Below are 23,448 nucleotides of genomic sequence, written 5' to 3'. Positions count from 1 at the left end.
CTCATGCCTGTATTCTCGCTTGTTGCGCGCTAATATTAAACTCACTTTTTCGCTTCACAAGGATCAGCCATGACTGAAATCGCAGAAACTGCCCCAGATTTCACCCTGCCCCGCGATGGCGGCGGCGAAATCACATTGTCCGGGCTATACCCGAAACCCGTTGTTTTGTTCTTTTATCCGCGCGACGACACGCCCGGCTGCACCAACGAGGCCATCGCCTTTACCGGTCTGAAATCCGAATTTGACGCTGCCGGCATTGCGGTTTTCGGCATTTCCAAGGATACACTGGCCAAACATGACAAGTTCCGTGACAAACACGGGCTGCAGGTGGCCCTCTTGTCGGATGCCGACAGCGATGTCTGCGAGCGCTATGCTGTCTGGAAGGAAAAAAGTATGTACGGCAAGAAATTTCTCGGGATCGAGCGTACTACGTTTCTGATTGACGGCACTGGCCGGATCGCCCGGGTCTGGAACAAGGTCAAGGTCCCCGGTCATGCCGAGGAAGTTTTGGAAGCAGCGCGCGCCCTATGACTCCCAAAACCCTGTCTGAAATGGCCGTCGAGGTGCTGACCACCGCAGACGGCCATGAAAAAACCGCCCTTTCACGGGCCCACGCCCGTACCTGGTTTGCAGCCCGTGAGGGGGGCGAATTGATCGAGATCGGTACGGCCGCTCCGCCGATGCAGCCCGCCCGCCCTGTACGTCCCACGCTTCTGGATCCACGCGACGTACCCCGACGGCGCCCCGGCAGCCAGAAGGGCCGCATCGCGATTCTGCATGCTGTGGCGCATATCGAACTGAATGCCGTTGATCTGCACTGGGATATCATCGCGCGGTTCAGCGAAATTCCGATGCCCCTGGGTTTTTATGACGACTGGGTAAAATCCGCTGACGAAGAATCAAAACATTTCAATCTGATATGCGAATGTCTTGAAGCAAACGACAGCTTTTATGGCGCCTTGCCAGCCCATGCCGGCATGTGGCGCGCAGCAGAAGATACAGCCGGTGATTTCATGGGCCGCCTTGCCGTTGTGCCGATGGTGCTGGAGGCGCGTGGCCTGGACGTCACACCAGGCATGATCGACATATTCCAGAAGGCTGGCGACGAGAAAGCCGTCACTGCCATGAATGTTATCTACGCCGAAGAGGTAGGTCACGTCGCCTATGGATCAAAATGGTTTCACTTTCTTTGCGGGCGGCACGAAAAAGACCCCAAAGAGGTGTTCCACCACCTTGTCCGAACCTATTTTCATGGCCCCCTGAAGCCTCCGTTCAACGAAGAGAAACGCGCCGAGGCCGGGCTGCCGCCCGATTTTTACTGGCCCCTTGCCGAAGAACGCCACCCGAAAGGATAGTCAAGCCCTTGCGTATCGGCGATTTTTTGCCGTCGCGGCAGCAAATGGCCCAATTTTTCTGACCACTGGTTCAAAATTCTTGCCCAAACGTTAAGCACTGGCTAAGCACTTCCGGAAGGCGCTGGGGGAAGCTGCAAATAGCGCCCAATTCGAAGAAAACGGGGAACGGGGGGAAATCGTGCGAACACGACTCGCAATCAAACTTGATGCGCTGCTCGAGCGGCACTTTCCGGAACGCCGGGTATTTTTACGCTCGGACACTGACACCCGTTTTATTCGTCTGCGGCCTGTTACTCAGCTAACCGCATTTCTGGGCGCTTCGGCTATCGTGGCCTGGGCCATTATCGCTACGGCCATTCTGTTGATGGACAGTATCGGATCGGGCAATTTCCGCGAACAGGCCAAACGCGACCAAAACACCTACGAGGCGCGGCTGAACTCTCTGTCTCAAGAACGGGACAAGCGCGCAGAAGAAGCGATTGCTGCGCAGGAAAGATTCAACTCAGCTTTGGAACAAATTTCGGCGATGCAATCCGAATTGCTGGAATCAGAAACCCGTCGCCGCGAGCTATCGACCGGTATCGAAGTTATCCAGAGCACCCTGCGCCGCACCATGAAAGAACGCGAAAACGCGCGGCAGGAAGCCGAGAACCTGGCGGTGGCGCTTAAGGACGACGGTATCCTGCCGGGCACCGGCACTGGCAACGCTGCGTCGGAAAACGGCGCGCTTGATTTTCTGACCACAGCACTTGAAGACACCGCACGCGAGCGCGACCAGATAACTGAAAACGCCCAGTCTGCGCTGCTGCAGGCCGATGAAATGGCGCAGCAGATCCTCTTGATGCAGGATCAGAACGATCAGATTTTCCGCCAGTTGGAAGAAGCCATGACCATTTCGGTCGAGCCGCTTGACAAGATGTTCCGCGCGGCGGGCATGGATACAAACAGCCTGCTCAGCACCGTGCGCCGTGGCTATTCCGGCCAGGGCGGCCCGATGATGCCGCTGTCTTTCTCGACGCGTGGCGATGACCCGTCATCGGACGCCCTGCGCGCGAATCGTATCCTCAATCAGATGGACCGTCTGAATCTTTATCGGATCGCGGCACAAAAGGCGCCCTTTGCGATTCCCGTCAAAGACAGGTTTCGCTATACGTCGGGCTACGGCATGCGGTGGGGGCGAATGCACAAAGGCACCGATTTTGCGGCACCTCATGGCACCCCGATCTACGCAACCGGCGATGGCGTCGTGATTCACGCCGAATGGCTTTCGGGCTATGGCCGCATGGTCAAAATTCAACACGAGTTTGGAATCGAGACTCGTTATGCGCATATGTCTAAAATACACGTTAAGAAGGGTCAAAGGGTCTCGCGTGGGGAACGGATTGGTGATATGGGCAACACTGGACGTTCCACAGGCACGCATCTACACTACGAAATTCGTGTCGGCGGCAGGGCCGTCAATCCCATGATCTATATCAAGGCTGCAAACGATGTTTTCTAAAAGCAAAATCAACGATCCCGCCCCTAAAAAAACCGAAGACGCGGCCACGCCTGCAACGGCTGACCGCAAACCGGACGCCTACAAGCCCGACACCGGTGCTGAGTTCCGGGCCGCCTCACCCAAGGCCAAACCGCCTGCATCGATTCTGTCATCAGATCTGCACGTGACGGGCAATCTGAAAACCACCGGCGACATTCAGGTTGAAGGCACGGTCGAGGGCGACATCCGCGCGCACCTGCTGACCATCGGCGAAGGTGCCACCATCAAAGGCGAAGTGATCGCAGATGACGTGGTTGTGAATGGCCGCATCGTTGGCCGTGTCCGGGGCCTTAAGGTACGCCTGACGTCTACCGCCCGGGTCGAGGGTGATATCATCCATAAAACCATCGCCATCGAATCCGGCGCCCATTTCGAGGGCTCGGTTCAGCGTCAGGATGATCCGCTCAACTCAAAATCCAGCAAACCGGTCAACACCGAGCCATCGCGTCAGGAACCCGCGGCGAAATCCTGATACCGGAACGATCCAACCGGAACGTTTCGCGAAAAAGCTGGATCACAGGTGTGATGCGAAATGCCTTACCCTGCTTAAAAGGCGCCCGGCTGCGGCGCCTTATTCTGTTTGGGATCGACATCCTGACACAAACCTCTGCCGACCTCATGAAAACACAGGCCCCGAACGCAGAACGCCCTAGAAAACTCATCCTGTAGTGCGAATAAAAAATCTTCGGAATCTATTTCACTATGGCCAAAATGTATGTCCCTCCTGCGCAGTTCAGGCCTGCAATTCGGCGTCCCAATACAGGAAGTCCAGCCAGCTTTCATGCAGGTGATTTGGGGGAAATTTGCGCCCCATATTGCGCAACTGCTCGGCCCCCGGTGCGCGCGGGGGCTTGCGCAGACTCATATTTGCACGTGCCAAGCTCTTGGAGCCTTTGCGTAAATTACAGGGACTGCAGGCGGCCACAACGTTTTCCCAACTTGTTACCCCGCCACTGGCCCGGGGTACTACGTGATCAAAGGTCAGATCGCCCTTGGCTCCGCAATACTGGCAACAAAATTCGTCCCTTAGAAATAAATTAAAGCGCGTAAATGCAACGCGCTTTTGAGGTTTGATATAATCCTTCAGCACAATCACCGAAGGTATTCTTATCTCGGTACTTGGGCTATGCACCACATGGTCATATTCCGCAATAATATCAACGCGATCCAGATAAGCAGCCTTGACCGCTTCCTGCCAGCTCCACAACGATAAAGGATAATAGGAAAGCGGCCTGTAATCCGCATTCAGCACCAGCGCCGGATACTGTCTCAGCGCGGCGGGTTCCCTGACAAACTCGGTTCTGAAATCTCCGTCCATACCACTCCTGTGCCTCTGCCCAGACTGCTGCTACGTTCCGGTATCGGCGCGGGCACCCATGCCCCACCCACAAGGCCCACTATATATCGTGTTTTACCTCTGGCAAGACGGTATATTGGGGCACATGTTGAGCAGCAGAAAGAGTGATATCGTGGCAATCTGGTGACTGAGCCCGGCTTGGCGAAAAGCGCTTTCACCTTTCGATACCTGCAAAACTTCGCCATCAATTTTGTACAAACGACTTACACCTCATACACTTAGCCCATGTCCAATGATTCTCTTCCCTCCGCCCCAAGCCCCGTCGCGGTTCTTGAGGCCGCGCTCTACGCGAATGATCTGGACGCTGCCGCTGATTTCTATGGCACGGTCCTTGGTCTGCCCGAGTTGGCGCGCGTTGACGGACGGCATATTTTTTATCGCGTTGGCACAACGATCCTGCTGATCTTTGACCCACGCGCCACCGTTGGGGGCTCTTCCAATCCGCGCCTGCAGGTTCCTGGACACGGAGCGCGCGGGCCCGGGCATCTGTGCTTCGCCGTCAGCGCTACAGAAATTGCGGCCTGGCGCAAAAGGCTTGAGGCAGCAGGTTACCCGATCGAGTCCAATTTCACATGGCCGAATGGCGCACGCTCAATCTACTTCCGCGACCCGGCCGGCAATTCTCTTGAAATGGCCGAGCCCCGCCTGTGGGAGTGATCGCGTCGCGCCAGAGCAACTGAACTTGTCCCGGCGAAGTCATCACCCCTGCACCAATAAATTTTTATATCTGCCCGCCCCCGAGGAAGCGGCCACAGGCCGATGACGAGACAAAAATGTGCGCGCCAAAGGCGCGCTCCATTCTTAAAAACCACCGCTGGTGCGGGTTAAAGCCCCAGTTTGTCGCGCATAAAGGCCAGCGCTACCGACAACCCATCTGGGGCAATGCCGTGGGCTGTACCTTTCATCACATGGGCGTAGACATCCTGCCAGCCAGCGTTCTGCAGTGCCTCGGCAGCCTGTGGCAGGGATTGCACGGGCACCACATCATCTGCATCACCATGCACCAAAAGAACCGGCGGTTTGCTGATCGCCTCATCTTTCAGAAGCTCCGGTGACAAAAGCCGCCCGGAAAAAGCGACGACACCTGCCACGGCATCTTCCCGACGCGGGGCCACATGCAGGGCCATCATCGTGCCCTGACTAAAGCCAAAAATCACCACCTGTTCGGGCAGAACATCCTCGTCCACCATCAACGCATCAAGAAAGGCATTCAGATCTTTTGCCGCGGCTATTAATCCCCGTTCGGCCTCTTCCTCGGACGAGCCGTCAATCCACGGAATCGGAAACCACTGTAGCCCCATGGGCATGCCCGGGATTGTCTCGGGTGCATCCGGGGCCACAAACAAAGTGTCTGGCAGATGCTCCTCCAAAGGGTCGGCCAGCCCTATCAAATCAGCACCATTGGCGCCATATCCATGCAAAAAAACCACAACGGATCGGGTCGTCCCCGAAAGAGGGCCTTTGCGGCCTGCTTGCAAAACACGTGTCATCTTATCCCTTCCCGATCCTTCGTCAGACGGTAGTAAGCCCATAAAAGCCGCGCGGCAACCGATCTCCAGGGGTTCCATTGTTCGGCCATCTGCCGCAGAGCCCGCTCATTTGGCCGATCCGGCAAGTCATACAGAATTCGCACGGCTTCCTGCAGGGCAAGATCGCCGGGGGCAAACACATCGGCGCGACCAAGGCTGAACATGGAGTAAATCTCGGCCGTCCATGTACCGATGCCGGGTACCTGGATGAGGGTTGCGATCACCTCTTCATTCGGCGCGTTTCTCAAAGCAGCATAATTGATGCCGGCGTCACACAGCGCGCGCGTGTATCGGATTTTCTGACGGCTCAGACCCACAGCCCGCAAATCATCATCGCTGGCGGCGACGATCTGAGGTCGTGTGGTCAGCCCTGCCGTTGTCATCCTGCCCCAGATGGCACTGGCTGAGGCCACACTGACCTGCTGGCTGACAATCGCGCTTAATAGCTGCTCAAACCCATCTGGTCTGCGTCTGAGCGGAAGCCGACCGGTCTGCGTATAAGCCCGGGCAAGGCGCGGGCATTGAGCGCCAAGATGCGACATACCTTCTTCAAGATCTTCAGCGGTTTCAATGACACGGCCGATCACAAGGCGGCCACCCAATCCAGCGCCTCTTGAATCGTGCGAACCCTGAAAGCTTCGGGCTGAGGCGGGCGATTGATCATGGCGACGCGAATGCCCAATTCACGCGCCGCAGTTAGTTTGGTGCGCGGTGCGTCACCACCTGCGTTCTTGACCACCAGCCAGTCGATCTTGAGTTTCCTGAATAATTCGCGTTCTTCCTCAACCGAAAAGGGCGGGCGACCCACCAGAAATTCCCCGTTGGGAAAGGGAAAAGGGCGGTCAGGTGGATCAATCTGGCGACAGGTCAGGCGGCATGTACCAAGGTTGGCAAACCGATCCAGGGTTTGACGTCCGGTTGCCAAAAAAACATTTGATCCCGATGGGATGTGGCAGGCGACATCCTCTTCCCTGTCGATGAATATCCATTGATCTTTCGGCCCGGGGCGCCATTCCAGGCGCAAAAGCTGGCAATAGGGAATACCTTCGTGTCTGCAAATGCGGGCCGTACGGGCAGAGATTTGATGAGCAAACGGGTGTGTGGCATCCAGAACCGCGGTAATACCCTTCTCGTGCAGATAAGCACAAAACCCGTCATCACCGCCAAACCCACCAATTCTTGTGGGCAGCCCAATCGTGCGTGGGCTCCGGGTTGCCCCGGCAAGCGATGCAATAGCATCGGTGCCCCACTCGGTCAGCGTTCGGGCGATCTGTTGGGCCTCACCTGTGCCTGCCAGCAACAACAACGTCATGCACCTGCCCTTGCAACAATAGTGCCCTTGCGGTCGATCACTACCGTGTCGGCAGTGACGCACTCGGGGAGCATCGAGCGCACTTGGGCCAGGGCATTTTCGGCAACCCAATATGCCATTTTTTCCCGTGCATTTTCATATACTTGAAGCGCTGTATTCATGTATTTTATTTCCGGAATGTCCAATGTGGAAGCCAAGGCATCAAAATCCACCTGACTTCTGCCCGAATGCAAATCACGCGCGCCCTGGGCCAGCTTGGTCATCTTGCCGATTCCGCCCCCGATGGTGATATGCGGCACGGGATGTTTCGCAAGATATTTCAACAACCCCCCGGCAAAATCTCCCATGTCCAGCATGGCGTGATCCGGAAGGCCGTACAGATCCTGAACCGCCTTTTCGCTGGTCGATCCGGTGCAGCCAGCAACATGTGTCAGACCATCGGCGCGGGCCACGTCGATCCCGCGGTGAATCGAGGCGATCCAGGCCGCACAAGAGAACGGGCGCACGATGCCTGTTGTACCCAAAATTGACAGGCCACCTTTGATGCCAAGCCGGGGATTCCATGTTTGGCGGGCCAGTTTCGCCCCGTTGGGAACAGAAATTGTTATTTCAATTTCAGGGGCTTGACCCAGACGGGCCGCCATTTCGGTGACCGTGTCTGTCAACATCTGACGTGGCACCGGGTTGATCGCAGGCTCGCCCGGAGGGATGGGCAGACCGGGCATGGTGACCGTACCAACGCCCGTGCCAGCGCGGAAAATTATACCGCCGCTGGACGGCGTAACGCGGGCCAGGATCAATGCGCCATGGGTCACGTCAGGGTCGTCGCCCGCGTCCTTGATCACGCCAGCCTCGGCCCAGTTATCCCCCTGATCCGAACGTGAAATCTCAAACTCTGGCCGTTCGCCTTTGGGCAAGGTTATGCGCACCCGATCCGGGCGACCTTCGCCCCACAGCATCATCAGCGCGGCGCGCGTAGCAGCCGTGGCACAAGCGCCGGTGGTCCAGCCGCGGCGCAGAGGGGTATCGGGTTTCCGGCTCATCTCAGGGCGGACTATAGGCACGCTCACGGGCAAGGCCAATTACCAATTTCGCGATGCAACGCCCCACTGAAATTATGTAGGGTCTTCACAGTTTACAGGTGGGTTTTGCACAAAATGCGCGCAGCAACGTTCAGTCGGGCCTCCGATGTCGCAGACCGGGGTCACCAAAGTCGTTTGCGACCTTTTCCAATAGCTGCCGAAACGGCATATAGAGGGAATGAACGACTCACCTTCCCTACCCAACGGGCAATGGCCCGAACTGCTGCCCGGATGGGTATGGTTGTGCGGTGCCGGTCCGGGCGATTCGGGATTGCTGACCCTGCATGCGCTCAATGCGCTGCGGCAGGCTGATGTGGTTATCTATGACGCGCTGGTGCAAGAGGACATTCTGAACTGGGCCCCGCAGGCCGAACATGTCTACGCGGGCAAACGCGGCGGCAAACCTTCGGCCAAACAGCGCGATATCTCGCTTCAGTTGGTGGACATGGCGAAAGAGGGCAAGCGGGTGTTGCGCTTGAAAGGCGGCGATCCGTTTGTGTTTGGCCGCGGAGGAGAAGAGGCGCAGACGCTGGTACAGCACGGCGTACCCGTCCGAATTATTCCCGGCATCAGCGCGGGCATCGGCGGGCTGGCCTATGCGGGCATTCCGGTAACCCACCGCGATGTGAACCAATCGGTGACCTTTGTAACCGGACACGACCAATCGGGTGAAACGCCCTCCTCCCTGAACTGGCGCGCTATTGCGCAAGGCAGTCAGGTACTGGTGATCTACATGGGCATGAAACATGTCGAGCGGATAAGCACAGCGTTGTTGGACGCAGGTCGCCCAGCGGATGAGCCCTGCGCCGTAGTTTGCGCAGCCACAACGCCGGATCAGCAAGTGCTCGAGACAACACTGGGGCGCATGGCCTCGGACATCGCCAACAGCGGACTGGAGCCGCCTGCGATCCTGTGTGTCGGGCGATCTGTCCTGATGCGTCAAGTACTGGACTGGCAAGGCATGATGGCGGGAGATTCCCCCAGAAACCTTGACCCACTTGGACGCGGACGCCCTGCCGAGGCGTCATGAGCGGGCTGATTATTGCCGCCCCAAGCTCGGGTTCGGGCAAAACCACGATCACTCTGGCGTTGTTGCGGCTGCTTACCCGTGAGGGTGTATCGGTGCGCGGCGCCAAATCAGGGCCCGATTATATCGACCCCCGATTTCACGAGGCCGCCTGCGGCGCGCCCTGCCCCAATCTGGATGCCTGGGCGATGACGCCCGAGCGCATACGGGATCTGGCCGCAGGTGACGGTCTTTTGATCATCGAAGGCGCGATGGGCCTGTTTGACGGGGCACCGCCTGATGGTCGAGGTGCGGTGGCTGATCTGGCGCGCAATCTGGCGCTGCCGGTGGTTCTGGTGGTGGATGCCGGGCGCATGGCCGGATCGGTTGCTCCGCTGGTGGCCGGGTTTGCAGCACATGACCCGAATGTGCGCCTGGCCGGTGTGATTCTGAACAGCGTTGGGTCTGACCGGCACGAGACAATGCTGCGCCGTGCCCTGGCCCCGCTTGGCCTGCCGGTTCTGGCGGCGCTACGGCGCGACGCCGGGCTGAAACAGCCTTCGCGCCACCTGGGGCTGGTTCAGGCCGAAGAGCGCCCCGATCTTGAGGCCTTTCTGAACCGCGCCGCCGATGCATTGGCCACAACACTGGACCGCAAGGCGCTGATGTCTCTGGCCGTGCCGCTGCCCCACGAGGGCGGCGCGCCTCGACAGGACCCGCCCGCGCAGGTCATTGCCGTGGCACGAGACCGGGCATTCGCCTTTGCCTATCCGCATCTGCTGGAAGATTGGAAGGCTGCAGGGGCCGAGCTTCGGTTTTTCTCACCACTGGCGGATGAACCTGTACCCGAGGCCGGTTTCGTTTTCCTGCCGGGCGGCTATCCGGAATTACACGCCGCGACGCTTGCGGCGGCTTCACACTTTATGTCAAGCCTGAGGAAAGCCTCATTAGTTGCTGACATATATGGAGAATGCGGCGGATACATGGTGTTAGGTGAGGGTCTGAAAGATGCAGAAGGAACAGACCACGCCATGGCCGGCCTGCTGGGACTAGAGACCAGTTTTGCCGAACGCCACCTGCATCTGGGCTATCGTCACCTCACACCGCTGACCGGCCCATTCAAGGCGGCTCTGAAGGGTCATGAATTTCACTATGCCAGCACGCTTCGGGCCGAAGGTGCGCCGCTTTTTGCAGCACGCGATGCCGAAGGAGTGGCCCTGCCCGATATGGGGCTGGCAAAGGGGCGCGTCTACGGCTCTTTTGCGCATCTGATTGATACTGCCCAATAGCGCTTGCAGGCCCTACGCCGTGACGCTAGCAGTTGGCGAATGACCGATACCAGTTCCATTCGACCGCCAACCGAGGCCCCCGCCCCCTTGTCAGGACGCGGACGGGCCCCGTTATCTGATGACAATCGCGCACGACGCAATGTGTTGGTCTTGATTCTGGCCCAGGCTTTTCTGGGCTCGCAAATGGCGATGATGTTTGTGGTGGGCGGGCTGGCCGGGCAATCGCTGGCAACGAATATCTGTTTTGCCACGCTGCCTATTTCACTGATCGTTCTGGGCTCGATGCTGGCTGCGACGCCGATCTCGGCCGTCATGCAACGCTGGGGCCGCAAAGCCGGGTTCCTCATCGGCGCCGGGGCTGGCGCACTGGGCGGTTCAGTCGCGGCGTACGGGCTCTATCTGGCCTCCTTTCCGATCTTCCTGCTGGGCAGCCTGATCAGCGGCATTTACATGTCGGCGCAGGGTTTTTACCGGTTCGCGGCTGCCGATACGGCCAGCGAAAATTTCCGCCCCCGTGCGATCTCCTATGTGATGGCAGGCGGGCTGGCCAGTGCGGTGATCGGTCCGCAACTGGTCAAGGCCACCAGCCAGGCCCTGATTGTTCCGTTTATGGGAACCTATCTTGCTGTTGTGGCAATAAACCTGATCGGTTCACTTCTGTTCTTCTTTATCGACATTCCCAAACCCGTCCCTCCAGCCGCCGACACGCCACGCGGGCGCACCCGCATGGAATTGCTCAAGACACCGCGTATCGCCGTGGCGGTGATCTGTGCGATGGTGTCCTATGCGCTGATGAATCTGGTGATGACATCAACCCCTCTCGCCGTGGTCGGCTGCGGTTTCACCCAGGGCAATGCCGCCGATATCGTGACCGGCCATGTGCTGGCCATGTTCGCCCCGTCCTTCTTTACCGGCCACCTGATTGCCCGTTTCGGTGTGGAAAAGATCGTCGGTCTCGGGCTGCTGATCCTGACCTGTGCCGGGATTGTAGCGCTACAGGGCGTAGAGCTTGGCAATTTCTTTATTGCCCTCATCCTGCTTGGGCTGGGCTGGAATTTCGGCTTTATCGGGGCCACCACAATGCTGGCCGGCGCCCACGAACCACACGAGCGTGGCCGGATGCAGGGGCTGAACGATCTGCTGGTCTTTGGCGGGGTGACACTGGCCTCTCTGTCTTCGGGCGGGCTGATGAACTGCTCAGGAGGAAATGCACAGGATGGCTGGGCCTCGGTCAATCTTGCGATGGTGCCTTTTCTGGTGCTGGCGGGGGCTGCGCTGATCTGGCTGATGCTGCGACCAAAAGAGATGGACTGACCCGCCATTTCTTCTTGCCCCAAATATCCCCGCCGGAGGCACCGGCCCTCTCCTCACCACCGACCTTAAGAATGATCCACGCCGTCTGCCCTCCGCGGCCACCGCGTGGCCGCCCAAAACCTGTGACGCCGCAGGCGTCTCCGTTTGACAGCAGTTACCAGCGGCCTGTTGTGGCACGCAGCAACAGGCCTGTCCGGCTACGGATCGGGGACAGGCCAAGCACCCCATCCGCCACGCGCGATGGATCTTGCAGTGCCTGACGCAGCAAAGCGCCGCTTTGCCAAAGCGGCAGCAACGCAGCACCGGCCAGGCGTGAGATCGTGGCCCGCTCGCGTCGGGCCCGTGCCAGACGGTCAAGCCCCTCTTCTGCCAGCGCCACAATCGCCTGGGGACGGCCATCGGTCAGCGGAACACGCCCTGCCCGTTCCAGCGCCGGGATGGCGCGGAACCAATTGGCAAGGCCATGGGCAAAGCCTGCGTCGCGGATGACACCGGCATCAACCTCGCCAAGCGGACGGGCGGCGGCCAGCATCAGATTGGCCGCGGTTCTATCCAGATAATCGCGGAACTGCGCCGTATCTTCAAACGGCTCACGATAGATGTCCCAACGGCGCGCCGCCACCAGCTGATCCAGCAATTCAGTGCCTTGGGCTTCCAGCACATCGGCCAAAGGTGTCACGACCTCGTGCCGCCGCACGACTTTGCCCGACCCGATTTCGTCAAGTGCATCGCGCCACCATTGCAGGCGCATTTCGGCAATCATCGGCTCGGCCGTGACCCAGGGCGCACGCGCCACTTCGACATTGAAGGCATAGATCGGGAACAGCACGCGCCGAGCCGCGACGGGGGCCGCCATGGCCGCCAGAAACCTGTCAGGATCGGCGCGGCGCACCAGATCGGCGCAGGCGTTCAGATCATCGCTCAGCACGCAGCAATTTCCAGTTTATCGCATCCAGCAACGCCTCGAACGAGGCATCGACTATGTTGGGGCTGACGCCCACAGTCGACCAACGCCGCCCCTGCCCGTCTTCGCTGTCGATGATGACACGGGTCACCGCCTCGGTGCCGCCCTGGGTGATACGCACCTTGAAATCGACCAGACGCATGTCTTCGATCACGTCCTGATAGCGCCCCAGATCTTTGGCCAGCGCCTTGGACAGCGCATTGACCGGGCCGCGATCCGAACCGCTTTCGTCCATGGATTCGGACACGGACAGCTTTTTCTCGCCGTCCACCTTGACCACCACAACCGCCTCGGAAAGTGAAACCATCTGGTCGTATTTGTTCTTGCGCCGCTCAACCGTGACCTTGTAGCGCTTTACCTCAAAGAACTTTGGCAACTGCCCCAGTTCCTTGCGCGCCAGCAGCTCGAAACTGGCCTGCGCGCTGTCGTAGGTATACCCGCGATCCTCACGCGCTTTGATCTCGTCCAGAATGCGCGGCAAGGCAGGATCGCTTTTGTCGACCTCCAGCCCCGCCTCGGCCAGACGGCGGCGCAGGTTCGACTGGCCCGCCTGATTGGACATCGGGATGATGCGGGCATTGCCGACCAGTTCGGGGTCGATATGTTCATAGGTTGTCGGGTCTTTGAGGATCGCGCTGGCATGCAGCCCGGCCTTGTGGGCAAAGGCCGAAGCCCCGACATAGGCCGCCTGCCGCATCGGCACACGGTTCAGGATATCGTCCAACTGCCGGCTGGCCTGAGTGAGGGTTTTCAAAGCCTCAAGTGTGATGCCGGTCAGGTAGCTGCTGGCATAAGGGTCTTTCAGCAACAGCGTCGGGATCAGCGTTGTGAGGTTCGCATTCCCGCACCGCTCGCCCAGACCATTCAGCGTGCCTTGCACCTGCCGCGCACCGGCATCAATGGCCGCGAGCGATCCTGCAACCGCGTTTTCGGTGTCGTTATGAGTGTGGATGCCAAGGTGATCGCCGGGGATTCCTGCGGCAATGACGGCAGCGGTGATCTGGCCGATTTCAACCGGCAGGGTGCCGCCGTTGGTATCGCACAACACGATCCAGCGGGCACCGGCGTCATAGGCGGCTTTCACAGCCTCTAGCGCATATCCGGGATTGGATTTGTAGCCGTCAAAGAAATGTTCGGCATCAAACAGCGCCTCGCGCCCCTGTTTCGCCAGGTACTCGATCGATCGCGAGATGTTTTCAGTGTTCTCATCCAGCGTGATGCCCAGCGCGGTATCGACATGAAAATCGTGGGTTTTGCCCACCAGACAGACTGCGGGCGTATTGGCATTCATCACGGCAGCCAGAACATCATCGTTTTCGGCCGAGCGCCCGGCGCGTTTGGTCATGCCAAAGGCAGTCATCGTGGCGCGGGTTTTCGGCGCGTCATCGAAAAACGCGCTGTCGGTCGGGTTGGCCCCGGGCCAGCCACCTTCGATGTAATCAAGCCCAAGTTTATCGAGGGTCTTGGCGATCTGGACCTTTTCCGGGGTTGAGAACTGCACGCCCTGCGTCTGCTGCCCGTCGCGCAGGGTGGTGTCGTAAAGGTAGAGGCGCTCGCGTGTCATAGTAACCCCGCCTGTTGTGTGTTCGCCCGGCTTGCCCGGGCAGCGCCCGCACCGCCCCCCCACGGGGCGGGCGCTTTTGCAACGGCGCGGCAAGTACGATCGTTGCGTTTCATGGCACTCGGGTGCCCCTCACACCGGCCCCGCGCGGCGCGGGCGCTGCCCTCCTCGGCGTAGCGTCTCATTTGAGGGCCTCCAGTTTGGCGGGGTCTAAACTTATCCCCATGTATGCGCTCACACCGGCAGCTACCGCTCGCACTTCAACGCCGGCTTCCTCCAATTGGTTCCGCAGGCGGTCCGCTTCCTCGTATTGCTTGTTTGCACGCAGTTCTTGCCACTTTTTAGCAGCAGAGCGAACCAAAGGAACATGGTTCCATTGACTTTGTGAACCTGCAACAAAAACAGTGTCCAAAAGTTCTTCCTTCCACCAATATCCCGTTTCAGGCAAAAGAAGTCCGAGAAGATTAGCTGCCGCGACAAACTGAGCCGGATCTCCAGCCTCTGCAACATCTCTTAATGCCGAAAGCGCCAGAGAAGTATTGAGGTCATCAGCAAGAAGCGAGACAAACCAATCCGGCGGGCTTGACGGTGTGTGACCCCGCGCAATCTTTTGGAACTCAATCAACGTTTGTCGCGCTTGTTCCGCCTTCTCCGCCGTCCAATCCATCGGCTTGCGATAATGCGTGCTCAAAAACACAAACCGGATCACCTCACCCTGCACGCCTTGCTCCAACAGATCATGCACCGTGAAGAAGTTGCCAAGCGATTTGGACATCTTCTTGCCCTCGACCTGAAGCATCTCGTTATGCATCCAGACCTGCGCAAACCCACCCTCGGGATGGGCACAGCAGCTTTGTGCGATCTCGTTCTCGTGGTGCGGGAACATCAGGTCGTTGCCGCCGCCGTGGATGTCAAACGACTCGCCCAGCAATTCATAGGCCATCGCCGAGCATTCGATGTGCCAGCCGGGGCGGCCCCTGCCCCATGGGCTGTCCCAGCCCGGTTGATCCTCGGTTGAGGGTTTCCACAGGACAAAATCCATCGGGTCTTCTTTGAACGGCGCGACTTCAACCCGGGCGCCCGCGATCATGTCATCGACCGACCGGCCTGAAAGCTTGCCGTAGTCCTTGTAAGACCGCACACGAAACAGGACATGGCCTTCTTTGGCATAGGCGTGGCCCTTGGCGATCAGGTCTTCGATCATCGCCACCATCTGTGGGATATACTGTGTGGCACGGGGCATCTCGTCGGGCTCTAGCGCGCCAAGTGCGCCCATGTCATCCAGAAACCATTGGGTTGTCTCGGCGGTGATATCTCCGATTGAGCGACCAGACTCAGCGGCGCGCGCGTTGATCTTGTCATCGACGTCGGTGAAATTGCGCGCATAGGTCACGTGATCGGGCCCATAGACATGGCGCAACAACCGATAGAGCACGTCAAACACCACCACCGGGCGCGCATTGCCCAGATGGGCGCGGTCGTAAACCGTGGGGCCACAGACATACATGCGCACGTTATCGGGATCGAGGGGTTTGAAATCCTCTTTCTTGCGGGTTCTGGTGTTATAAAGCCTGATCAAAGTCATATCGTCCTCGCGCGCATGCCTTGGCGGCGGGCTTACCAACTTCGATCCAGAATTAGAATGAGAAAGAACAGCCCGCCTGAGTTATCTCAGCAGGTAATGCAGCAAATAGTGCAAATCGGTGTTCTGGTGTTCGGTCTCATGGGGGGCGACCATAGGCAGCCGCCCCCGGGGCGTCAAGCTTCAGGAATAACTGACGACTTCAAATTCAATCCCGTCGGGGCCGTCGAAATAAAATCGCAGTCCCGGTTCATAGTCGCCATGGTTATGGGGCGTGTATCCGGCGGCTTTGACCCGCGCTTCGGTGGCGTCGATGTCATCGACAACCACGCCGACATGGTTGATGCCGCCAATCCGGCTATAGGTGTCCCCCAGCGGTTCAAGGTCCTTTTGCGGCGCATACAGTGCGAGATAGCTGTCGTCATCGCCCACATGCACGGTAAAGCCGTTGTCTTTGGCCGCACCTTCCCAGCGGACATGCCAGCCGAAAATATCGCACAGAATTGCCGCGCTTGTCTTGGGTTCGGGCACGGTGATGTTCACATGTTCCAGTTTCATAATGATTTCCCTTCACGTTGATTCTTTTCGGCTTCCAACGTAATTCTTCAAGTTAACTTTAATTCAATAGGAAAAATTCCCATGCCAAACAAACGGTTAGAAAACCGCGGTTTGACAATCGGCTATGTGAGCGAGCGCACAGGCCTGTCGCCCTCGGCGATCCGGTATTATGAAGATGAAAGGCTGGTTCTGCCTGAGCGCAACGAAAGCGGGCACCGGCGTTATGCAAGGTCGGACATCCGGCGGCTGAGTTTTGTCATGATCTCGCAGGGGTTGGGGTTTTCCATTGCCGAGATCCGCGAGGCTTTGGCCACCCTGCCCGAGCACCGCACGCCAAACAAAGGCGACTGGGCGCGCATCTCGCGCAAATTCGGTGCCGTTCTGGATGCAAGAATCGCGCAGATGCAAGCACTGCGGTCGCGGCTGGACGGATGCATCGGATGCGGCTGCCTGTCGCTGAAAACCTGCGCGCTTTACAATAAACGCGACAAGGCGGCGCGCCGGGGTCAGGGGCCCAGGTATCTGTTGGGGGATCCGGTTGAAATCGATTGACAACCGGGCGATTGGGTGGATGGGTCCGGGCGACAGCACGACGGAGGTAAGCCATGCAATTGTCAAAGCGGATTACCGGGCTGACCGGCGGAGGGTCTGACGGGTGGGATGTGTATTATCGTGCCAAGCAGATGGTGGCGGATGGCATGGATGTGACGCAACTGACAATTGGCGAACATGATATTGGCACCGACCGCAGCATACTGGACGCCATGTATCAGGCCGCGCTGGCGGGACATACCGGTTATTCCATGTTCAATGGCAACAAGAACCTGCGCGACGCGGTGGCCAGGCGGGTCAGCGAACGCACCGGTGTTAAAACCACGCCCGACAATGTGCTGGTTACCCCCGGTGGGCAATCAGCACTGTTCGCGACCCATAATGCCGCCTGCGACCAAGGCGACACAGCGCTGTTGATTGACCCTTATTATGCCACCTACACCGGAACCATCCGCGGTGCGGGCGCTGTGCCCATAGCCGTCGAGGCCAGGGCAGACAGGCTGTTTCAGCCCGATCCGGCGGATATTGCCGCAATGGCAAATGGGGCCTCAAGCCTGCTGATCAATTCGCCCAACAACCCCACGGGCGTGGTCTATTCAGGTGAGACGCTGCAAGGTATCGCGCGGGTCTGTCAGGCGCACGGCCTCTGGCTGATCTCGGACGAGGTTTATGACACCCAGGTCTGGTCAGGCGACCACCTGACCCCGCGCGCCCTGCCGGAAATGGCAGCGCAGACGCTTGTGATCGGATCACTGTCAAAAAGCCATGCCATGACCGGCAGCCGTCTGGGTTGGGTCGTTGGGCCGGAAGAGGCGATTTACCATATGGGCACTCTGGCCACCCACACCACCTATGGCATACCTGGGTTCATTCAGGAGGCCGGGTGTTTTGCGCTGGCGCAGGGGGAAGCGTTCGAGGCACAGGTGGCCGCACCCTTCCGCCGCCGCCGTGATCTGGTGCTAGGCCTGTTGGCGGGGCAGACCACCGTGCGCGCCATTCCCGCCGATGGTGCGATGTATATCATGCTGGATATCCGCACGACGGGGCTAAGCGGCGAGGCTTTCGCAAACCGCCTGCTGGAGACGCATCAAGTGGCGGTAATGCCCGGCGAAAGTTTCGGCAAGGCCGCCGCGGGCCACATACGCGTGGCGCTGACCGTGGCGGACGAGCGGTTGGCAGACGCCATAGGCCACCTGCTATCCTTGGCCGGTGACTTACCCCGCGAGTCCCGTTGATACAAATCGAACGACCTCTGAGGTTCATTTACGACATCCGTCGTTAACGGAATAGACTTGCCCCGGGGAATCATGCCGACTGCCCGAAAAATGCAGGGAGTTCTATGGCCATGATCCCATGTGCCAAGATCGCAATCATCACCCGTACCATCGGCGCGGCCCGGGGTCGGGCAGCGCGTGGAAGGCCAGTTGCGGCATAAGTTTTCGCCTCAACTGACAACACCACAGGATACCAAGAACATGACTGCAACCCCGTCCCGACGCGCCGGTGGCCGTGCCGCCCGCAAAGCCAGCCGTGCCGCCCCCCTATCTGACGCCATGCGCCCCATTCGTCCCGGCATGGAAGGCGGGCGATACAGGCCCCTGACCGATACGGATATGACCAATATCCACAATTCGGTGCTGGATGCACTGGAACAGATCGGCCTGGCTGACGCCCCGCAAAGTGGCGTTGATTACCTGACCGGTGCCGGGGCCATTCAGGGCGATGACGGGCGCATCCGTTTCCCCCGCGCGCTGATCGAGGACACAATCGCCAAAGCTAACCGCGAGATCACGCTTTTTGGCCGTGACCCGAAACGCGACATGAACCTTGCAGGCGCAAAGGTGCACTACGGCACCGCCGGAGCGGCCGTGCATCTGGTTGACATCGAGGGCAAAAACTACCGTCATTGCACCCTGCAGGACCTGCACGATGCAGCGCGGATCTCGGATGTTCTGGACAACATCCATTTCGTGCAGCGCCCCATGGTCTGTCGTGATATCACCGACAATTACGAAATGGACCTGAACACGCTTTACGGCTGCACTGCGGGCACCACCAAACACGTAGGCACCTCATTTACGGATCCGTCTTATGTAAAGGGCGCGCTGGAAATGCTGCACCTGATCGCCGGCGGCGAAGACAAATGGCGCGAGCGGCCTTTCGTTTCGAACTCCAACTGCTTTGTCGTGCCACCGATGAAATTCGCCACAGAATCCTGTCAGGTGATGGAGGAATGCATCAAAGGCGGCATGCCCATCCTGCTTTTGTCGGCAGGCATGGCGGGGGCCACGACTCCTTCGACCATTGCCGGCGGCATCGTGCAGGCCACCGCCGAATGCATGGCTGGTCTGGTCTATGTCAACGCCGTCAAACCCGGCCACACCGCGATTTTCGGCACCTGGCCGTTTGGGCTTGATCTGCGGACCGGTGCGATGACTGGCGCCTCGGCCGAACAGGCGCTTCTCAGTTCGGGTTGTGCGCAGATGCATAAATACTACGGCCTGCCAGGCGGTGCCGTGGGCGGCATAGCCGATGCCAAGCTGCCTGACATGCAGGCCGGATGGGAAATGATGTGCTCGAACGTCATGGCGGGGCTTTCGGGCCTCAACATGGTGTATGAAGCCGCGGGCATGCATGCCTCTCTCCTGGGTTTCTGTCTGGAATCGCTCATTCTCGGCGATGACCTGATCGGCCATGCCATGCGCTGCGTCCGCGGGATTGAAGTCACAGAAGAAACCATGGCCGTCGATCAGATCCGTCAGGTCTGCATAGGTGGGCCGGGCCATTATCTGGGCACGGACCAGACACTGGCGCGCATGGAATCCGATTATGTCTATCCTGCCCTTGGTAACCGTATGAGCCCAAAGGAATGGGACGAAAACGGCAAGCCCGACCTGATTGCCAATGCCATCGCGCGCAAGGAACAGATTCTGTCCAACAGATCAGCCGCCCGGTTTGATCCGATGGTCGATGCCGAGATCCGGCGCAGGTTCAACATCCACCTGCCTGCTTGACCCGGACCAGCGGTGCGGGGGCTGCCCCTGCGCCGCGGCGCTGTCCTGTCAGATCCCGGGCCTTGCGCCGGCTTTCAAAGACGTCACATCACCCCCACCCACCCCGAGGAAAAGGCCGCAGGCCGCCTGACGAGATAACATGCGCGCGCGTCAGCGCGCTCCGTTTTGAAAAACCACCGAAATCGGAAAACCGCGTTCAGCCGTTCAGCCGCATCAGAATGGCGGCGTGATCCACCGGGCCGATAGCGCCGGCCACACGGCCGCGGTCGCTACTCAGGCGGGTGGCGACATAGCCCTCGGCCACCGCCGCCGGGGCCTGACGGATCAGAATTGCGGCCGTCAGCAAAGTGGCCAGGCTTTCGACATACCAGCGCGCCTGACCTTCTTCGGGCAGCTTGGGAAACCGCGCCATATGCGCTTTCACAGCCGCATCGAATTGGCGATATTGCCCGGTGGCACGGCCCAGCTCAAGGCTCAGCACCTCGCCCGCCCGCGGTGCACGCCGCAGCGTGCGCAGGATGTCCAGACAGATCACGTTGCCTGACCCCTCCCAGATCGAATTGAGCGGCGCCTCGCGGTAGAGCAGCGGCAAGGCTGTGTCCTCGACATAGCCCATGCCGCCAAGCACCTCCATCGCCTCGTAAATCAGCGGCGGACACAGTTTATTTCCCAAAAACTTGGCCAAAGCCACGCCAAGACGGGCAAAAGCGCGATCCTGTTCCGTCTTGCCGTCAAAGGCCCGCGCGACATACAGGCCAAGCGCCAGCGTGCCCTCCCAATCCAGTGCCAGATCAGCCAGAACACTGCGCATCAGCGGCTGGTCGATCAGTTGTTTCTGAAACGCCGTGCGGTGTGTGACCCAGTGATGCGCGTGATCCAGCGCCGCCCGCATCAATCCAGCAGGCGCCATGGCGGTATCCAGCCGGGTGTGGTGCACCATTTCGATGATGGTGGGGATACCGGCCCCCTCCTCGCCCAGCCGATGCGCTACCGCATCCGCAAATTCGATCTCGGCCGAGGCATTGGCGTGATTGCCCAGCTTGTCTTTGAGGCGTTGAATCTGAATTGCATTGCGCGCGCCCTCAAGCCAGCGCGGAACCAGAAAACACGTGAGTCCCCCGGGGGCCTGTGCCAGCGTAAGAAACCCGTCGGACATCGGCGCCGAGCAGAACCATTTGTGGCCGCGCAGCCGATAGCCGTCTCCATCGGGCGTGGCGGTGGTGGCATTGCTGCGCAGATCCGAGCCGCCCTGTTTTTCGGTCATCGCCATGCCAAGGGTCGCGCCTGGTTTGCGCCCCAGCGGTTTTGACGCGCCATCGTAGACGCGTGCGGTCAATTTGGGCACCCACAGGTCAAACAGGGGCTTGTCGGCCCGCAGGGCAGGCACAGCGGCATAGGTCATGGTCATCGGGCAGCAGACGCCCGGCTCGATCTGGCTGGTCAGGTAGACCATGGCGGCATGTGTGGCATGGCCGCCCTTGCCCCCTTCCCACGCGATCGCGGCATAGCCCGCGCCAATGCCGGCTTTCATCAACTGGTGATAGGCCGGATGAAACCGTACCTCGTCCAGACGCCGCCCGCCCGAGTCAAAAAGGACAAGGTCCGGTTTGTGGCGGTTTGCATCCCTGCCCGCCTGCTGCATGGCTTGTGTGCCGATCTTTGCCCCGTATCCTGCCAGATGTTCGGTATCTGCCCCGGCGCCTGCGGCGTGATCACGCAACGCCGGATCCTGCGCCCAGAGATCTAGATCACCACGGGGCAAGGGCTGGTTTGTTACCTCATGGGTCGCAAGGGCACTGCGTGGCGGTGTATCGGGCATCGGAGATTCTCCTCTCAGGTGCAATCGTATCCTGCAACAGCTTTTGTGTGAAAGGGGGATTCACAAAGCGAATCACTTGTGGCATTGTGTACGGACCGCCCGTCAGAGGCGGATAAAGAGGCAGACCAGACATGACCCCCCGCAAACGACCCGCGCTTGGCGCGCTGATCTTTTTTACCATCGCCTTTTTCCTCGGGGTTTATTTCACCTTTGCCGCCGTGCAGGGCGACTATGGTCTGTTCAGCCGTGCCGAGATCGAGGCCGAAAGCAAGGCCCTTCAGGTCCAGTTGGATCAGTTGACCAATCAGGTTGCACGGATGGAAAACCTGACCCTGCGGTTGTCAGACACCTATCTGGATCTTGATCTGCTGGATCAGCAGGCGCGCGACGTTTTGGGCCTGCTGCGCAGCGACGAGATCGTGATCCGGTAAGTCGCCTTACCATCGCAGACTCATTCGCCGTGGCAGGCGGCCTTGGACTATACGCCTATGATCCGGTCACGCGCATGCCCAGACCTTGCGGCAAATTCACCCTCGTCAGACGCACGGAGATCGTGTATTAGATAGTTTAATGCTAAACTATTTGTATTGACAAGGAGTTGCCCGCCGATGGCCGCCCGGAAAACTGTAAAGAAACCAAACGTTTCTGCTGACGAACTCAAACAATATTATCGCGACATGCTGATGATTCGCCGATTCGAGGAAAAGGCGGGTCAGTTGTATGGCATGGGTCTGATCGGGGGCTTCTGCCATCTCTACATCGGGCAAGAGGCTGTCGTGGTCGGCCTTGAGGCTGCTACAAAAGAGGGCGACAAACGTATCACCACCTACCGCGATCATGGCCATATGCTGGCCTGCGGGATGGAAGCGAACGGCGTAATGGCCGAGTTGACAGGCCGCAGCGGGGGGTATTCGCGCGGCAAGGGCGGCTCGATGCATATGTTCAGCCGGGACAAGCATTTTTATGGCGGCCACGGTATTGTCGGTGCCAACGTCCCGCTGGGTGCTGGGCTGGCGTTCTCGGACAAGTACAAAGGCAATGACAATGTCACCTTTACCTATTTCGGCGATGGCGCCGCGAACCAGGGACAGGTGTATGAAACCTTTAACATGGCCGCACTTTGGGAACTGCCGGTTGTTTTCGTGATCGAGAACAATCAGTATGCCATGGGCACCTCGCAGAAACGTTCAACCTCGACCCCGGATATCTACACCCGCGGCGCGGCATTCGGTATCCCCGGCGAAACCGTTGACGGGATGGATGTACTGGCGGTCAAAGAAGCGGGCGACAAGGCCGTGGCCCACTGTCGTGCCGGCAAAGGCCCTTACATTCTTGAGGTCAAGACCTATCGCTATCGCGGCCACTCGATGTCGGACCCGGCCAAGTACCGGACGCGGGAGGAAGTGCAGAAAATGCGCGAGGAAAAAGACGCAATCGAACACGTGCGCGAGCTGCTTCTGACCGGCAAACACGCCACCGAAGACGATCTGAAAGCAATTGACAAAGAGATCAAAGGCGTCGTCAACGCCTCGGCCGAGTTTGCCAAGGAAAGCCCAATTCCCGCAGTCGAAGAACTGTGGACCGACATTTACGTAGACGCATAAGCGACAGCGA

The 23,448-nt window shown here is 59.2% G+C and carries 23 protein-coding genes; 13 read left to right on the top strand and 10 right to left on the bottom strand.

The window, feature by feature from the left end; all coding sequences use genetic code 11:
* Positions 1-69 precede the first annotated feature (69 nt).
* The 4 genes from PEL8287_RS00460 to PEL8287_RS00445 all read left to right on the top strand — a co-directional run bounded on the left by PEL8287_RS00460 (position 70) and on the right by PEL8287_RS00445 (position 3,367).
* Complete coding sequence (locus PEL8287_RS00460) at positions 70-531, top strand: peroxiredoxin (protein WP_085890392.1); 462 nt, start codon at positions 70-72, stop codon at positions 529-531.
* The gene (locus tag PEL8287_RS00455; protein WP_085890390.1) at positions 528-1,355 is read left to right on the top strand and encodes a ferritin-like domain-containing protein; all 828 of its coding nucleotides are present in this window, start codon (positions 528-530) and stop codon (positions 1,353-1,355) included. The genes PEL8287_RS00460 and PEL8287_RS00455 overlap by 4 nt, the downstream gene beginning before the upstream one ends.
* A 178-nt stretch (positions 1,356-1,533) precedes the next feature.
* On the top strand, positions 1,534-2,856 hold the full coding sequence (locus PEL8287_RS00450) for a M23 family metallopeptidase (RefSeq protein ID WP_085890389.1): 1,323 nt from the start codon (positions 1,534-1,536) through the stop codon (positions 2,854-2,856).
* The gene (locus PEL8287_RS00445) at positions 2,846-3,367 is read left to right on the top strand and encodes a bactofilin family protein (protein ID WP_085890388.1); all 522 of its coding nucleotides are present in this window, start codon (positions 2,846-2,848) and stop codon (positions 3,365-3,367) included. The genes PEL8287_RS00450 and PEL8287_RS00445 overlap by 11 nt, the downstream gene beginning before the upstream one ends.
* A gap of 261 nt (positions 3,368-3,628) precedes the next feature.
* Here the strand turns inward: PEL8287_RS00445 and PEL8287_RS00440 are convergent, their stop codons facing one another.
* Entirely contained in the window at positions 3,629-4,213 is a 585-nt protein-coding gene (locus PEL8287_RS00440) for an HNH endonuclease (RefSeq protein ID WP_085890386.1), read from the bottom strand.
* 264 nt (positions 4,214-4,477) lie between these two features.
* On the opposite strand from PEL8287_RS00440, the gene PEL8287_RS00435 reads away from it, so the two are divergent.
* A complete protein-coding gene (locus PEL8287_RS00435) occupies positions 4,478-4,909 on the top strand; it encodes a VOC family protein (protein WP_085890384.1) in 432 nt (143 codons plus the stop codon).
* Between the two features lie 167 nt (positions 4,910-5,076).
* Here PEL8287_RS00435 and PEL8287_RS00430 read toward each other — a convergent pair whose 3' ends face one another.
* Genes PEL8287_RS00430 through PEL8287_RS00415 form a run of 4 tightly spaced genes read right to left on the bottom strand, consistent with a single transcriptional unit; the run spans position 5,077 to position 8,136 of the window.
* A complete protein-coding gene (locus PEL8287_RS00430; RefSeq protein ID WP_085890382.1) occupies positions 5,077-5,742 on the bottom strand; it encodes an alpha/beta hydrolase in 666 nt (221 codons plus the stop codon).
* Entirely contained in the window at positions 5,739-6,323 is a 585-nt protein-coding gene (locus PEL8287_RS00425; RefSeq protein ID WP_176228541.1) for a DNA-3-methyladenine glycosylase family protein, read from the bottom strand. Before PEL8287_RS00425 ends, PEL8287_RS00430 begins: the two co-directional genes overlap by 4 nt.
* 41 nt (positions 6,324-6,364) lie before the next feature.
* Positions 6,365-7,093, bottom strand: a complete 729-nt coding sequence (locus PEL8287_RS00420; protein ID WP_085890381.1) for a cobalt-precorrin-6A reductase — start codon at positions 7,091-7,093, stop codon at positions 6,365-6,367.
* Complete coding sequence (locus PEL8287_RS00415; protein WP_085890380.1) at positions 7,090-8,136, bottom strand: cobalt-precorrin-5B (C(1))-methyltransferase; 1,047 nt, start codon at positions 8,134-8,136, stop codon at positions 7,090-7,092. The genes PEL8287_RS00420 and PEL8287_RS00415 overlap by 4 nt, the downstream gene beginning before the upstream one ends.
* A gap of 217 nt (positions 8,137-8,353) precedes the next feature.
* On the opposite strand from PEL8287_RS00415, the gene cobA reads away from it, so the two are divergent.
* The 3 genes from cobA to PEL8287_RS00400 are packed head-to-tail and all read left to right on the top strand — an operon-like array spanning position 8,354 to position 11,784.
* Positions 8,354-9,205, top strand: coding sequence for a uroporphyrinogen-III C-methyltransferase (gene cobA, locus PEL8287_RS00410; protein WP_085890379.1), 852 nt, complete (start codon positions 8,354-8,356; stop codon positions 9,203-9,205).
* Positions 9,202-10,470 (top strand): cobyrinic acid a,c-diamide synthase CobB, encoded by a 1,269-nt coding sequence (locus tag PEL8287_RS00405; RefSeq protein ID WP_085890377.1) that lies wholly within the window; start codon positions 9,202-9,204, stop codon positions 10,468-10,470. Before cobA ends, PEL8287_RS00405 begins: the two co-directional genes overlap by 4 nt.
* Positions 10,471-10,509: 39 nt before the next feature.
* The gene (locus PEL8287_RS00400; protein WP_085890376.1) at positions 10,510-11,784 is read left to right on the top strand and encodes an MFS transporter; all 1,275 of its coding nucleotides are present in this window, start codon (positions 10,510-10,512) and stop codon (positions 11,782-11,784) included.
* A gap of 154 nt (positions 11,785-11,938) precedes the next feature.
* Here PEL8287_RS00400 and PEL8287_RS00395 read toward each other — a convergent pair whose 3' ends face one another.
* The 4 genes from PEL8287_RS00395 to PEL8287_RS00380 all read right to left on the bottom strand — a co-directional run bounded on the left by PEL8287_RS00395 (position 11,939) and on the right by PEL8287_RS00380 (position 16,449).
* A complete protein-coding gene (locus PEL8287_RS00395) occupies positions 11,939-12,712 on the bottom strand; it encodes a squalene/phytoene synthase family protein (RefSeq protein WP_085890931.1) in 774 nt (257 codons plus the stop codon).
* The gene (gene cimA / locus PEL8287_RS00390) at positions 12,699-14,312 is read right to left on the bottom strand and encodes a citramalate synthase (protein WP_085890375.1); all 1,614 of its coding nucleotides are present in this window, start codon (positions 14,310-14,312) and stop codon (positions 12,699-12,701) included. The genes PEL8287_RS00395 and cimA overlap by 14 nt, the downstream gene beginning before the upstream one ends.
* A 178-nt stretch (positions 14,313-14,490) precedes the next feature.
* Positions 14,491-15,894 carry a cysteine--tRNA ligase gene (gene cysS / locus PEL8287_RS00385; RefSeq protein WP_085890374.1) on the bottom strand — a complete coding sequence of 468 codons (1,404 nt, stop codon included), beginning with the start codon at positions 15,892-15,894 and terminating at the stop codon, positions 14,491-14,493.
* A gap of 180 nt (positions 15,895-16,074) precedes the next feature.
* Entirely contained in the window at positions 16,075-16,449 is a 375-nt protein-coding gene (locus tag PEL8287_RS00380; protein WP_176228520.1) for a VOC family protein, read from the bottom strand.
* Positions 16,450-16,530: 81 nt separating this feature from the next.
* Here PEL8287_RS00380 and soxR point away from each other — a divergent pair, with 81 nt between their 5' ends.
* The 3 genes from soxR to PEL8287_RS00365 all read left to right on the top strand — a co-directional run bounded on the left by soxR (position 16,531) and on the right by PEL8287_RS00365 (position 20,015).
* A complete protein-coding gene (gene soxR, locus PEL8287_RS00375) occupies positions 16,531-17,001 on the top strand; it encodes a redox-sensitive transcriptional activator SoxR (protein ID WP_085890371.1) in 471 nt (156 codons plus the stop codon).
* A 53-nt stretch (positions 17,002-17,054) separates the two neighbouring features.
* Entirely contained in the window at positions 17,055-18,236 is a 1,182-nt protein-coding gene (locus tag PEL8287_RS00370; protein WP_085890369.1) for a pyridoxal phosphate-dependent aminotransferase, read from the top strand.
* A gap of 240 nt (positions 18,237-18,476) precedes the next feature.
* On the top strand, positions 18,477-20,015 hold the full coding sequence (locus PEL8287_RS00365; protein WP_085890368.1) for a trimethylamine methyltransferase family protein: 1,539 nt from the start codon (positions 18,477-18,479) through the stop codon (positions 20,013-20,015).
* 196 nt (positions 20,016-20,211) lie between these two features.
* On the opposite strand, the gene PEL8287_RS00360 is transcribed toward PEL8287_RS00365, so the two are convergent.
* Entirely contained in the window at positions 20,212-21,834 is a 1,623-nt protein-coding gene (locus PEL8287_RS00360) for an acyl-CoA dehydrogenase family protein (protein WP_085890366.1), read from the bottom strand.
* Positions 21,835-21,965: 131 nt separating this feature from the next.
* On the opposite strand from PEL8287_RS00360, the gene PEL8287_RS00355 reads away from it, so the two are divergent.
* Together PEL8287_RS00355 and pdhA are read left to right on the top strand one after the other, a co-directional pair.
* Positions 21,966-22,265 carry an FtsB family cell division protein gene (locus PEL8287_RS00355; RefSeq protein WP_085890365.1) on the top strand — a complete coding sequence of 100 codons (300 nt, stop codon included), beginning with the start codon at positions 21,966-21,968 and terminating at the stop codon, positions 22,263-22,265.
* 177 nt (positions 22,266-22,442) lie between these two features.
* The gene (pdhA, locus tag PEL8287_RS00350) at positions 22,443-23,438 is read left to right on the top strand and encodes a pyruvate dehydrogenase (acetyl-transferring) E1 component subunit alpha (protein ID WP_085890364.1); all 996 of its coding nucleotides are present in this window, start codon (positions 22,443-22,445) and stop codon (positions 23,436-23,438) included.
* Positions 23,439-23,448: the final 10 nt, after the last annotated feature.

The sequence above is a fragment of the Roseovarius litorisediminis genome (genome assembly GCF_900172295.1).
GTDB classification, from domain to species: domain Bacteria; phylum Pseudomonadota; class Alphaproteobacteria; order Rhodobacterales; family Rhodobacteraceae; genus Roseovarius; species Roseovarius litorisediminis.
Note: the sequence above shows the minus strand (reverse complement) of the source record. Positions and strands in the feature narration are given on the sequence as shown.

Excerpts from the sequence above, each read along its gene's own strand:
- cysS (WP_085890374.1), bottom strand. The coding sequence starts at position 15,894 with ATGACTTTGATCAGGCTTTATAACACCAGAACCCGCAAGAAAGAGGAT.
- PEL8287_RS00425 (WP_176228541.1), bottom strand. The coding sequence starts at position 6,323 with ATGTCGCATCTTGGCGCTCAATGCCCGCGCCTTGCCCGGGCTTATACG.
- PEL8287_RS00435 (WP_085890384.1), top strand. The coding sequence starts at position 4,478 with ATGTCCAATGATTCTCTTCCCTCCGCCCCAAGCCCCGTCGCGGTTCTT.
- PEL8287_RS00405 (WP_085890377.1), top strand. The coding sequence starts at position 9,202 with ATGAGCGGGCTGATTATTGCCGCCCCAAGCTCGGGTTCGGGCAAAACC.
- PEL8287_RS00430 (WP_085890382.1), bottom strand. The coding sequence starts at position 5,742 with ATGACACGTGTTTTGCAAGCAGGCCGCAAAGGCCCTCTTTCGGGGACG.
- pdhA (WP_085890364.1), top strand. The coding sequence starts at position 22,443 with ATGGCCGCCCGGAAAACTGTAAAGAAACCAAACGTTTCTGCTGACGAA.
- PEL8287_RS00360 (WP_085890366.1), bottom strand. The coding sequence starts at position 21,834 with ATGCCCGATACACCGCCACGCAGTGCCCTTGCGACCCATGAGGTAACA.
- PEL8287_RS00420 (WP_085890381.1), bottom strand. The coding sequence starts at position 7,093 with ATGACGTTGTTGTTGCTGGCAGGCACAGGTGAGGCCCAACAGATCGCC.
- PEL8287_RS00440 (WP_085890386.1), bottom strand. The coding sequence starts at position 4,213 with ATGGACGGAGATTTCAGAACCGAGTTTGTCAGGGAACCCGCCGCGCTG.
- cimA (WP_085890375.1), bottom strand. The coding sequence starts at position 14,312 with ATGACACGCGAGCGCCTCTACCTTTACGACACCACCCTGCGCGACGGG.
- soxR (WP_085890371.1), top strand. The coding sequence starts at position 16,531 with ATGCCAAACAAACGGTTAGAAAACCGCGGTTTGACAATCGGCTATGTG.
- PEL8287_RS00370 (WP_085890369.1), top strand. The coding sequence starts at position 17,055 with ATGCAATTGTCAAAGCGGATTACCGGGCTGACCGGCGGAGGGTCTGAC.
- PEL8287_RS00355 (WP_085890365.1), top strand. The coding sequence starts at position 21,966 with ATGACCCCCCGCAAACGACCCGCGCTTGGCGCGCTGATCTTTTTTACC.
- PEL8287_RS00400 (WP_085890376.1), top strand. The coding sequence starts at position 10,510 with ATGACCGATACCAGTTCCATTCGACCGCCAACCGAGGCCCCCGCCCCC.
- cobA (WP_085890379.1), top strand. The coding sequence starts at position 8,354 with ATGAACGACTCACCTTCCCTACCCAACGGGCAATGGCCCGAACTGCTG.
- PEL8287_RS00460 (WP_085890392.1), top strand. The coding sequence starts at position 70 with ATGACTGAAATCGCAGAAACTGCCCCAGATTTCACCCTGCCCCGCGAT.
- PEL8287_RS00415 (WP_085890380.1), bottom strand. The coding sequence starts at position 8,136 with ATGAGCCGGAAACCCGATACCCCTCTGCGCCGCGGCTGGACCACCGGC.
- PEL8287_RS00455 (WP_085890390.1), top strand. The coding sequence starts at position 528 with ATGACTCCCAAAACCCTGTCTGAAATGGCCGTCGAGGTGCTGACCACC.
- PEL8287_RS00445 (WP_085890388.1), top strand. The coding sequence starts at position 2,846 with ATGTTTTCTAAAAGCAAAATCAACGATCCCGCCCCTAAAAAAACCGAA.
- PEL8287_RS00365 (WP_085890368.1), top strand. The coding sequence starts at position 18,477 with ATGACTGCAACCCCGTCCCGACGCGCCGGTGGCCGTGCCGCCCGCAAA.
- PEL8287_RS00380 (WP_176228520.1), bottom strand. The coding sequence starts at position 16,449 with ATGAAACTGGAACATGTGAACATCACCGTGCCCGAACCCAAGACAAGC.